At 28.6% G+C, this 11,277-nt stretch carries 10 protein-coding genes; all 10 read left to right on the top strand.

Annotated features, from left to right (window positions below):
- The first annotated feature begins 1 nt into the window (after position 1).
- The 10 genes from L8T90_RS00900 (at position 2) to hpf (ending at position 11,248) form a co-directional block, all read left to right on the top strand.
- Positions 2-343 carry a DUF6394 family protein gene (locus L8T90_RS00900; protein WP_039618681.1) on the top strand — a complete coding sequence of 114 codons (342 nt, stop codon included), beginning with the start codon at positions 2-4 and terminating at the stop codon, positions 341-343.
- A gap of 8 nt (positions 344-351) precedes the next feature.
- Positions 352-2,781 (top strand): leucine--tRNA ligase, encoded by a 2,430-nt coding sequence (leuS, locus tag L8T90_RS00895; protein WP_263736449.1) that lies wholly within the window; start codon positions 352-354, stop codon positions 2,779-2,781.
- Positions 2,778-3,275, top strand: coding sequence for an LPS assembly lipoprotein LptE (lptE, locus tag L8T90_RS00890; protein ID WP_039668573.1), 498 nt, complete (start codon positions 2,778-2,780; stop codon positions 3,273-3,275). Before leuS ends, lptE begins: the two co-directional genes overlap by 4 nt.
- Before the next feature lies 1 nt (position 3,276).
- Positions 3,277-4,644 (top strand): hypothetical protein, encoded by a 1,368-nt coding sequence (locus L8T90_RS00885; protein ID WP_263736448.1) that lies wholly within the window; start codon positions 3,277-3,279, stop codon positions 4,642-4,644.
- A gap of 1 nt (position 4,645) precedes the next feature.
- Complete coding sequence (locus L8T90_RS00880) at positions 4,646-5,815, top strand: Mur ligase family protein (protein WP_263736447.1); 1,170 nt, start codon at positions 4,646-4,648, stop codon at positions 5,813-5,815.
- Positions 5,802-6,713, top strand: a complete 912-nt coding sequence (locus L8T90_RS00875) for a M23 family metallopeptidase (RefSeq protein WP_263678820.1) — start codon at positions 5,802-5,804, stop codon at positions 6,711-6,713. Before L8T90_RS00880 ends, L8T90_RS00875 begins: the two co-directional genes overlap by 14 nt.
- Entirely contained in the window at positions 6,641-7,045 is a 405-nt protein-coding gene (locus L8T90_RS00870; protein ID WP_257396780.1) for a bactofilin family protein, read from the top strand. Before L8T90_RS00875 ends, L8T90_RS00870 begins: the two co-directional genes overlap by 73 nt.
- Positions 7,035-9,974, top strand: coding sequence for a DEAD/DEAH box helicase (locus L8T90_RS00865; protein WP_263736446.1), 2,940 nt, complete (start codon positions 7,035-7,037; stop codon positions 9,972-9,974). Before L8T90_RS00870 ends, L8T90_RS00865 begins: the two co-directional genes overlap by 11 nt.
- The gene (locus tag L8T90_RS00860) at positions 9,971-10,651 is read left to right on the top strand and encodes an endonuclease III domain-containing protein (RefSeq protein ID WP_263736445.1); all 681 of its coding nucleotides are present in this window, start codon (positions 9,971-9,973) and stop codon (positions 10,649-10,651) included. Before L8T90_RS00865 ends, L8T90_RS00860 begins: the two co-directional genes overlap by 4 nt.
- 78 nt (positions 10,652-10,729) lie before the next feature.
- On the top strand, positions 10,730-11,248 hold the full coding sequence (gene hpf / locus L8T90_RS00855) for a ribosome hibernation-promoting factor, HPF/YfiA family (RefSeq protein ID WP_039618662.1): 519 nt from the start codon (positions 10,730-10,732) through the stop codon (positions 11,246-11,248).
- The last annotated feature ends 29 nt before the right edge of the window (positions 11,249-11,277 follow it).

Below are 11,277 nucleotides of genomic sequence, written 5' to 3'. Positions count from 1 at the left end.
AATGAATTGGGGTAAGGTTATTTATATCTTTTTTGCTCTAATGAGCTTAACTACAACCGCAGGATTTTTATATGATCAAAATGAAGTTGCATTATTTATTGCAGCTTGTGTGAATTTAATTTCTACTTTATTGAAAATTGGAGTTAGAAATTTCTTAGCAGCTGAATTATTTGCTAGTTCTTTGGTGGCTGATTTGCATTTAATTCCAGCTTTTGCTTTAATACAAATTAATCCAGAAGCTAATGTTATGGTTTATACTTTAGCAATTGGTGCTTTGATAGCTAATATCTTTTCAATGATTTTAGTTATAGTTGATTCAGTAAAAAATCAAGAAGAAAATTAGGAGTGAAAATGGCATATGAAGCAGGTAAAATAGAAAAAAAATGGCAAAAAAATTGGCAAGAAAAAGAATATTTTGAACCAAAAGATGATTTTTCTTTACCAAAAAAATACATTTTATCTATGTTTCCATACCCAAGTGGTAGAATTCATATGGGACATGTGAGAAACTATAGCATAGGCGATGCTATGGCTAGGTATTATAGAAAAAAAGGTTTTAACGTCTTACATCCTATAGGTTTTGATAGTTTTGGTATGCCTGCTGAAAATGCTGCGATTAAACATGGTATCCACCCTAAAAAATGGACTTATGAAAATATTGATTATATGCAAAATGAACTTGCTTCTTTGGGTTTTTCTTTTTCTAAAAAAAGAATGCTTGCTACTTCTGATCCTTTATATACTAAATTTGAGCAAGAATTTTTCATCAAAATGTATGAGAAAGGGCTTGTTTATACTAAAGAAGCTGAAGTTAATTGGTGTGAGAATGATAAAACAGTTTTAGCAAATGAGCAAGTTGAAGATGGCAAATGTTGGCGTTGTGGGCATGAAGTCATTAGAAAAAAAATGCCAGGATATTATGTAAAAATTACTGCTTATGCAGATGAATTATTACAAGATCTTAAAAAATTAGAAGGAAAATGGCCAAGTCAAGTTTTAACTATGCAAGAAAATTGGATAGGCAAAAGCACAGGGCTTAGTTTTGATTTTGATATAGAAGAAAATGATAAAATCAGTGCAAAAAAAATCAATGTTTTTACCACAAGAGTTGAGACTATTTATGGAGTATCTTACATTGCTTTAGCACCTGATCATGAAATAGTAAATGAATTAATTGATAAAAAATTACTAGATCAAGATGTTATAGCTAAAATTCAAAATATACAAAATCAAACACCGCGCCAAAGACAAGCCGCACCAAAAGAAGGATATTTTTTAAATCTTTATACAATCCATCCACTAAGTAAAGAAAAAATTCCTTTATGGGTAGCTAATTTTGTTTTAAGTGATTATGGTAGTGGGGCTGTTATGAGCGTGCCTGCTCACGATGAAAGAGATTATGAGTTTGCAAAAACTTATAATTTGGCTATAAAAAAAGTAATTTATAAAGATGAAAATGACGCACAATGCTACACTTTAAAAGAAGGCATTTTAACTAATAGTGGCGAATTTGAACAACTAGAATGCAATGATGCTAGAGAAAAAATTAGTTTAAAAATTGAATCACTAGGTATTGGTAAAAGAGTTACTAATTTTAAAATTCGTGATTGGGGTGTTTCTAGACAAAGATATTGGGGAGCTCCTATACCAATGATTAAGTGTGATTCTTGTGGCATAGTTCCTCAAAAAATAGAAAATTTACCTATTACCTTGCCTGAAGATGTGGTGATAAATGGAGAAGGAAATCCACTTGATAAGCATGAAGCATGGAAAGAGTGTATTTGCCCAAAATGTGGCAAAAAAGCGCAAAAAGAAAGCGATACTTTAGATACTTTCTTTGAAAGTTCTTGGTATTTTGCGCGTTTTGCAAGCGATGATAAAACATGGCAAGAAAAAGCGATAGATGAAAAAAGTGTCAATTATTGGATGAATGTTGATGAATATATTGGTGGTATTGAACATGCGATATTACATTTACTCTATGCTAGATTTTTCCAAAAAGCACTTAGGGACTTGGGTTATTTAAAAGATGATGAGCCTTTTAATAGACTTTTAACCCAAGGAATGGTCACTAAAGATGGTGCCAAGATGAGTAAGTCTAAGGGCAATGTAGTTGATCCTGATTATATTATAGAAAAATATGGAGCAGATAGTGCAAGATTGTTTATATTGTTTGCTGCACCACCTGCTAAAGAACTTGAATGGAACGATAGTGCGCTAGAAGGTGCGTTTAAATTTATCAATAGGCTTTATGAAAAGGCTATGAGTTTAGAATGTGGAAAATTACAAGAAATTGATCATCAAAGTTTAAATAAAGAAGAAAAATATGCTAGATTAAAAGTATATGAAGCTTTGAAAAAATCTTTTGAAGTTTATGAAGAAAGTTTTGCCTTTAATACCTTAATAGCTGCATGTATGGAGGCTTTAAATGCCTTAAATGCTATCAATCATAAAGAAGTTACAAAAGAAGCTTTTTATATTATTTTAAATATCTTAGAGCCTATTATCCCTCATGTTTGTTTTGAACTTAGTGAGCATTTATTTAAATGTGATAATTTTAAAGTATTAAAAATAAAAGATGAGGTTTTTGTAAAGGATAGCTTTAATATAGCTATTAGTGTTAATGGTAAAAAAAGAGCACAGATTGAAATAAATTCAGAAGCTAAAGAAGATGAGATTTTAGCTTTAGCTAAAGAAAATGTCGCAAAATGGCTAGAAGGAAAAACTATAGTAAAAGAAATTTATATTGACAAGAAATTAGTAAATTTGGTGATTAAATGAAAAAATATCTAGTGTTGTTTTTTGCTTTTTTCATCATAGCTTGTGGATATATTCCCTCTTCGCAGATGGCAAGTAGGGTTTTGGGTGAAAATGTATTTTTAAAAATCAATATTAGCAAACAAGATCCTGAAAACAGTGTTTACATAACAGACATTCTAAGAGAAGCCATGCTTAATAAGCTTGGTAGAAAAATCACAGATGAGTATAATGCAGATAGTTCTATTATAGTTACGATGAAAAAATTAGAATTTCATCCTATGGTTTATGATAAAAATGGTTATGTGATTAATTATAAAGCAGAGCTTTATTTGGAGTTTGTGTTGCGTTATAAAAATGGCAAGGAAGAAATTGTAAATACTAAAGGAAGTTATAATTTTGATATTAATCCAAACTCTATCATCAGTGATCAAGCAAGATTTGAAGCGATTAAAAATGCATCAAGTGAAGCTTTTGATGAATTTGTTTCTATTATAGCTATTAGGGGTTATAAATAAAATGGCAAGTCATATCAATGAAATTGCAAAAGAAACATTGATAAAACTAAAAGAGCGTAAATTATATCCAACTCCTGAAAATTATAGCGAGGTGTTTGAAGAGTGTGCTAAAAAAGCAGGAGTGATGAGTTCAAATAAAGCCAGAATAGAAAAATACACCAATCTTTTAGATGATTCTTACAAGCAAGAATTAAAAGGAAAAAGTATTCGAACTATTGATGAGTTTTTGATGTTTTTAGTCTCTAGGCTTAATAGACAGGTAAGTAGAAAATATGAAGATGTTTATGCTTTGCTTGGCTTAATCATTCAACAACTTAGTATTAGTAAAGATAAAAAAATCAAAGAGCTTGCTCAAATTACTCAACACAGATTATCCCAAGCTATGGATTTAGAAACCATATATCTTTTAAGAGCTAAATGGAAAGAACTTAAAAAATCTTATGAAGATGGAGAACTCTTAAAAAAATTAGAAGAATTTAATATCCGAGCTTTTTTGGATTTTCATGCTTTAATAGAAAAACTTATCACTATGCTAAAAGAACGTTCTTATGAAAAACAAGCTGAACTTTTACTAGCTTCTTTGGAACCTTTATTTGGTGAGAGTAAAGAAGTAGAGCAATTTAAGCAAAAATTAAAAGAAAATCCTAGATTGATTGCTAGAAAAGAATTTGCACATGAATATTGTTTGATGCTACAAAAAAAAGAAGCAATAGATAAATACTATATACAAAAAAATCTTTCTTTTTTCAATCAGCATTTAGAAAGCCTAAATGAAATGGTTTCAAAGCTTTATGATAATAGCCAAGAAGATGTAAAATTTATCAATGCTTTAACTAAAGATGAAAATGGTAATGTGCAGATTAATTTTGATACATTAAAAGATAAGCTTTTGTATGCAAACGAGCAAATAGCTCAAATTAAAACTCAAATTCAAGCTACAAGCGATGATGAGCAAAGAGAACAATGGAGTCTTGCTCAAGAGCTTAAAAAACTTGATGAAAATTATAAGCTTTATGCGGTTAATTATGCTTTATCTTTCTTTAAAATCAATAATATAGAACATGTTATTAATGCTTATGGCATTGATAGTTTTAAAACTATTAGCGGGAAGTTTAAAAAAATCCTCAAAGATTTATGTAAAAATTTAGCTGAAATTTGGATTTTAGATGAAAGTTCTTATTTAATTGTTTTTCCGGGTAAAAGCTTAGAAGATGCTCAAATCTTTACGGAAAAAGCTTTGAAACTTATAGATGATTATAAATTTATTTATAAAGAAGAAGTAGTTAGACTTGTTTTATCATCTTCTTGTATAGAAAAAAAAGAATTTCCAGATGGCGATATTTTAAAAGAATTAATGCAAAAAGCTTAGTATGAAATTCCAGCAAACACTTTCACAAAAAACCATGCATGTGCAAAAAATCAGTAGATTTTTTATGTTTAGTATGTATGAAAAATATAAAAAATTTATCCCAAAAACCAAAAATATTCAAATTATTGGCACTAATGGCAAAGGAAGTACAGGTAGATTTTTAGCGCTTTTGCTTTTAGAGCAAGGATATAAAGTAGGGCATTATACTAGCCCTCATATTTTTGAATTTAATGAAAGATTTTGGTTAAATGGAAAAATTACAGGCAATGAGCTTTTAGAAAAAGCACACGAAGAATTAGAAAGTGTTTTTTTAGATGATGTGAAAAAACTTAGCTATTTTGAGTATGCTACATTTTTAGCATTTTTTGTTTTTAAAGATTGTGATTATGTGATTTTAGAAGCTGGAGTAGGTGGAGAGTACGATGCTACAAGTGTTTTTGAGATAGATTTTAGTATTTTTACTAAAATAGGTTTTGATCATCAAGATTTATTGGGTAAAAACTTAGATGAAATAGCAAGAACAAAATTAAAAGCCATGAGTGCTAAAGCTTTAATTAATCATAAGCAAGAAACAAAAGTATTAAATTTGGCTCAAAAAATAGCAAAATTAAAACAAGCTAGTTTAGATATTAGTGCGTTAGATGAAAACAAGGCTATTTATCCTTATGTGCAAAAATATATTCAAAAATATAATTTAGCAACTTTTTTAAAAGATAATCTTTTTTTAGCCTTAGAAGCTTTTTCTAAAATTTGTGCCAAAAATGAAAAAGAATTGATTTGCAGCATTAGTAATTTGCCAAAACTTGATTTAAAAGGAAGGTGTGAGCAAATAAGTCAAAATATTTTTGTTGATGTAGGCCATAATGAAATGGCAGCTTTAGCTTTAGCTGAAATTTTCAAGGAAAAAAAAGTTCATTTGGTTTATAATTGCTTTTTAGATAAAGATTCTTATAAAATTTTAAGAGCTTTAAAGCCTATAATAAAAATAGTTGAAATTTATGAATATGAAAGCAAAGACAGACCTTTAGCAGACTCTGTTTTGCTAGAAAATTTAGAAAAATTAGATATTGCTTATCAAAAATTTGAACAAATAAAAAAAGATGAGTTGTATTTAGTTTTTGGTTCTTTTGTATTGGTAGAAAATTTTTTAAGAGGCTATAATGAAAGATAAATTTACGTTAACTATCACAGATGTAAATGGTTCTAGACATTTTTTATTAAGTCAGATCATAAAAAAAGTAATTATTTATTTTACTACTTTTGTTTTTGTTGTTATAGTTTTGGGTGCTTTATATATTAATTATTTGGCAGATAAGCGTTCAGAGCTTTTAAAAGAGCAAGAAACATTGTCAGCAAAAAATACTAAATTATTTTCTCAAAATGAAAGTATGCAAAAAAGTTTAGAGGAAAAAACAGCCTTGTATGATGAACTCCAAACTCAACTTGCAGATATTGAAGAAAATTTAGGTTTAAAGCAAGATGAGGGTTTGGATATACCAGAAAGATTGGAAAAAGTTAAGCTTACTAACGATCAAGCCTATTTATTTTTAACACAAATTCCAAATGGCCATGTGATAGAAGATAATGGAGTCACAGGTAATTTCGGATGGCGCCATCATCCTATATTAAATAAAAAAGAGTTTCATCCAGGTATTGATTTAAGAGCAGCTTTAAATACTCCTATTTATGCACCGGCAAATGGAGTAGTTGAATATGCTGCATATAGTAATAATGGTTATGGTTATTCAGTGATTTTGATCCATAATTTTGGCTTTAAAACGGTATATGCACATATGATGCGCAAAGATGTTGTTAAGGCAGGGCAATTTGTAAAAAAAGGTGATTTACTTGGATATACAGGAAATACCGGTCTTTCTACGGGACCACATTTGCATTATGAGGTTAGATTTATTAATAAACTTTTAGACCCTAAAATTTTTATAGATTTAAACCGAAAAAATTATGAACAAATATTTGATAAAGAAAGGAGAGTTCCATGGCAATCTTTAATAAAGGCTCTATTGCTACAGTATCCGAAACTACAGTCATTTCAAACGGAGCAAAAATAGAAGGAAAATTTTATTTTGACTCTATGCTTCATTTAGATGGAGAGATTACAGGTGTGATTGATTCTTCTAATGTGATAGTGATAGGTAAAAGTGGTGTTTTAAAAGGACAAGTTAAGGCAAGTAAGATAGTGATTAATGGGATTTTTGAAGGAGAAATGCAAGTTGATTCTTTGGAAATTTTATCCGGTGGTGTGCTTAATGGTAATATCATAGTTAAACAATTAAGCATTGAAAATGGTGGAAAATTTAATGGAAGCAGTAAAATAATCGAAAAAGATGAAGAACTTACAACTATTGATGTGAGCATAGAAAATTCAGAAAATGCAAGCTAAATTATATGAATATTTATTAAGTAACAAAACTGAGTTAATAGTTTGTGAGAATGATAAAGAAGCAGATGAGTTAGCTCAAGTTTGTTTATTTTTAAATTTAAAAACTTTCGTTTTACCTGATTTTAGAGCAGAATTTGGTAGTGACTTGCGCTCTTTTTCTAAAGAGCTTTTTGAAATTTGTAAAGTTTTAAATACTTATCATAAAGAAGATGAAAATAAAATTTTAATTTCTCCTATAAAAACAATTTTGCAAAAACTCCCCGGGAAAAAGCATCTAAAAAACATTATTCTTAAAAGAAATTCACTTCTTGTTTTAGAGAAATTTAAAGAAGAAATTTTACATAGTGGGTATGAGTTTGTAGATATAGTTCAAGATAAGGGTGAGGTTTCAATACGCGGGGATATTATAGATATTTTCGCGATTAATGAAGAACAACCTTTTAGAATTTTGCTTTTTTCAGATGAGATAGAAAGTATAAGATATTTTGATATTCATACACAAAAATCAATCCCAAATGAACTTTCAAAAATTGAGATTTGTCCATTTTTAAGTGCTTTTAATCAAGAGCAATATGAAAATTTACAAGAAAAAATTCAAAATTTTCAAAGTCAAAGCATTATCAATGATGTTAATTCTTTGGGTTTTTGGTGTGTTGATGATTTTTGTGATTATTTGGATTTAAATTTTGTGAGTATAAAAAATTTTGATATAAATGATTTTGAAGAAGATATTAGTAAAATTAATCAAAATATTTTACCTGAACCAAGATTTTATAAAGATTTAATAAGCTCTTATAATCATGATTTTTTCACTTTTCACAAAGATAAAAAAATTACTATTTTGGCAAAAAATGAAGCTTTGTTTAAAGCTTTAAATTTACAAGAATTTTCAAATATTAAATTAAAAATATCTCAAGAAAGAATCAACCTAATCACTCAAGATGAGCTTATTATCTCTTTAAATAAAAAAGAAAAAAGTAAAAGAGTTAGAAAAGCAAGTTTGGTAATAGATGAGCTTAGGGTTGGGGATTTTGTTGTACATGAAGATTATGGTATAGCTAAATTTTTAGGTCTTGAGATTATTATAATTGCAGGAGCAAAAAAAGAATTTGTCGCTCTTGGGTATTTAAATAACGATAAGCTTTTATTGCCTGTTGAAAATTTATATATGATTGATAAATATATCGGTGCAAGTGGTGGCGTGCCTTTACTTGATAAGCTTGGAAAAGGAAGTTTTCTAAAAATCAAAGAAAGATTAAAAGAAAAATTATTTGCCATTGCTTCAAATATAGTTTCTTTAGCAGCGGCTAGAGCTTTGATAAAAGCAAAAGAATTAAAAATTTCTCAAGAATTACAAGATGAATTTATCAATAAAGCAGGATTTTTTTATACTAAAGATCAAAGTCAAGTTTGTCAAGAAATCACTCAAGATTTAAAAAGTATGCAGGTGATGGATAGGCTTTTAAGTGGTGATGTGGGCTTTGGTAAAACAGAAGTTGCTATGAATGCTATATTTACTTGTGTAAAAAGTGGCTATACGGCTTTGTTTTTTGTGCCAACTACTTTACTTTCAGCCCAGCATTTTAAAACCTTAAAACGAAGATTTGATTCTTTTAATATAGAGGTTTTTAAGCTAGATCGCTTTACTAGTGCTAAAGAAAAAAAACAAGTTTTAGCGTTTTTAAAAGAAAATAAACCTTGTGTAGTGGTTGGAACGCATTCTCTTTTAGGGGTTGAGTGTGAAAATTTGGGTTTAGTTGTGATAGATGAGGAGCATAAATTTGGTGTAAAACAAAAAGAAAAACTCAAAGAATTAAGTAAAAACTCCCATATTTTATCTATGTCAGCAACGCCTATACCAAGAAGCTTAAATCAAGCTCTTAGTTCTTTAAAATCATATAGTGTTTTACAAACTCCACCTGAGGATCGTTTGGATGTGCGTACCTTTGTTAGAGAAAGTAATGACGCTTTGATTAAAGAAGCTATTTCTAGAGAATTAAGAAGAGCAGGACAAATTTTTTATATACACAATCATATAGCAAGTATTGATGGGTGTAAAAAATATCTTTTAGATTTGTTTCCAAATTTAAAAATTTTAATCTTGCATTCTAAAATTGATGCAAAAACTACTGAAGAAGAAATGATTAAATTTGAAAATAAAGAATATGACTTATTGCTTTGTACTTCTATAGTTGAAAGTGGTATTGATTTAGCAAATGCAAACACTATCATAGTGGAAAATTCAGATCGCTTTGGTATGGCTGATTTGCACCAACTTAGAGGAAGAGTAGGGCGTAGTGCTAAGCAAGGGTATTGTTATTTTTTGATTGAAGATAAGGAAAAAATCACAAAAGATTCTTTAAAAAGACTTACGAGTTTGGAGAGTAATTCTTATTTAGGTTCAGGAAGCGTGCTTGCTTACCATGATTTAGAAATTCGTGGTGGTGGAAATTTATTAGGCGTGGATCAAAGTGGACATATAGAGCAAATTGGTTATAGTTTATATCTTAAAATGTTAGAAGATGAAATTAATAAGCTAAGCAAAAAAGAAGAAATTAAAGAGAAAAAAATAGATCTAAAGCTTAATATCAATGCCTTTTTAAATAGTGAGTATATTAGTGAAGATCGTTTGAGATTAGAGCTTTATAGAAGACTTAGTAAATGTATGAGTGTTAATGAAGTTTATGAGATAGAAAGTGAGATGAATGATCGTTTTGGTAAGCCTGATATTTTTACTAAGCAGTTTTTGGATTTAATCATTATAAAAATTTTGGCTAGCAAGCATTATAAACTAGTGAGTAATTATGAGCAAAATATTTGTTTTGTAAAAGATGATGAGAGTAAGGAAGTCATTAAGGCAAAAAGTAAAGACGATGATGATGTGATCGAGGCTATTTTGATGCATTTAAGAAAGAGTGAAAAAGCATGAGCGGATATGAAATTTTTAAAGCTTTAGTTAATACAAATATTGACTATAAAGATTTTGAATGGTTAGAAAATAATACTTTAAGCGAGTTTGAAATTTTAATTTCTGTGGTTTTAACTCAAAATACAAACTGGAAAAATGTGTTAAAAGCTTTGACAAATTTAAAACAAGCAAATATTACCAAGATAGAAGATTTATTAACTTTAAGCACTCAAGATTTAGCACTTTTAATAAAGCCAAGTGGATTTTATAATACCAAGGCAAAATATATTAAAAATTTCACTCAAAAATATTTTCAAAATTTTAATTCTTTTGAACTTTTTAAAGAAGAAGTAGATAGAGAATGGCTTTTAGGTATTAAAGGCTTGGGTCAAGAAAGTGTAGATGGAATTTTAAATTATATATGTAAAAAAGAAGTTTTAGTAGTTGATGCTTATAGTGCAAAAATAGCTAATTATTTAGGCTATGAGTGTCAAAGTTATGATGAGTTGGCAGATTTTTTAAAAAAAGACATAGCTAAAAATCAACAAGAATTGTGTGTTTTATTAAAAAAAGAATGTAAATTATATGAGCTTTATCAAATTTTTCATGCTTTAATTGTTTCTTTTTGTAAAATACACTTTCAAGGTAAAAAACTTTCAACAGATGGTGTGCTTATTTTAGATCCTTTAAAATTTTAAATTTATTTTTTATTTAAAAAGTTATTTTTTTACGATTAAAGTGCTATAATGTATTTAACTTCATAAAAAGGAGAAGTAATGAATACAAGTATAGTTGGAAAGCAATTTGAGCTAACTGAATCTATAAAAGAGTATGTGGAAAAAAGCTTTGATGCTTTAAGTAAATATGGCTTAGATGTGATTTCTGCACGTTGTGTTATAAGTGCTGATGAAAGGCATGGAAAGAAAGGATTTTGGGCTGAATTTAGCATTAACCTAGCTGGTATTAACACAGTGGTTGTAAAGCAAAAGGATAAAGACTTATATGCTGCTATAGATTTAGCTATTGATAGAATTTCTAAGGTTTTAAGAAGATTGCATGATAAAAATATCACCCATAAACATCAAGATGAGATAAAAGAAAATTTAGTATTGCCAAGTGTGATTGAGGAAGATGAGATAGTTCCAATGGAACTTGAATTATATAAACCTTTAGAAATTGAAGAAGCATTAGAAAAGCTAAAAGCAAGTAAAGATATATTTTTAGTTTTTAATGACATAGATGCAAAAATGAGGGTACTGTATAAGAAAAAAGATGGTAAATTTGGTTTATTTTAAAAAATCTAGCCTTTTTAAGGCTAGATGTA

Source organism: Campylobacter sp. RKI_CA19_01121 (assembly GCF_025771295.1).
Classification (GTDB): domain Bacteria; phylum Campylobacterota; class Campylobacteria; order Campylobacterales; family Campylobacteraceae; genus Campylobacter_D.
The sequence above is the reverse complement of the archived record's forward strand: the minus strand, read 5'-3'. Positions and strand labels throughout refer to the sequence as shown.

Bases quoted from the DNA above. Each gene is read 5' to 3' on its own strand.
- L8T90_RS00900 (WP_039618681.1), top strand. From the start codon at position 2: ATGAATTGGGGTAAGGTTATTTATATCTTTTTTGCTCTAATGAGCTTA.
- L8T90_RS00865 (WP_263736446.1), top strand. From the start codon at position 7,035: ATGCAAGCTAAATTATATGAATATTTATTAAGTAACAAAACTGAGTTA.
- leuS (WP_263736449.1), top strand. From the start codon at position 352: ATGGCATATGAAGCAGGTAAAATAGAAAAAAAATGGCAAAAAAATTGG.
- hpf (WP_039618662.1), top strand. From the start codon at position 10,730: ATGAATACAAGTATAGTTGGAAAGCAATTTGAGCTAACTGAATCTATA.
- L8T90_RS00880 (WP_263736447.1), top strand. From the start codon at position 4,646: ATGAAATTCCAGCAAACACTTTCACAAAAAACCATGCATGTGCAAAAA.
- L8T90_RS00885 (WP_263736448.1), top strand. From the start codon at position 3,277: ATGGCAAGTCATATCAATGAAATTGCAAAAGAAACATTGATAAAACTA.
- L8T90_RS00870 (WP_257396780.1), top strand. From the start codon at position 6,641: ATGGCAATCTTTAATAAAGGCTCTATTGCTACAGTATCCGAAACTACA.
- lptE (WP_039668573.1), top strand. From the start codon at position 2,778: ATGAAAAAATATCTAGTGTTGTTTTTTGCTTTTTTCATCATAGCTTGT.
- L8T90_RS00860 (WP_263736445.1), top strand. From the start codon at position 9,971: ATGAGCGGATATGAAATTTTTAAAGCTTTAGTTAATACAAATATTGAC.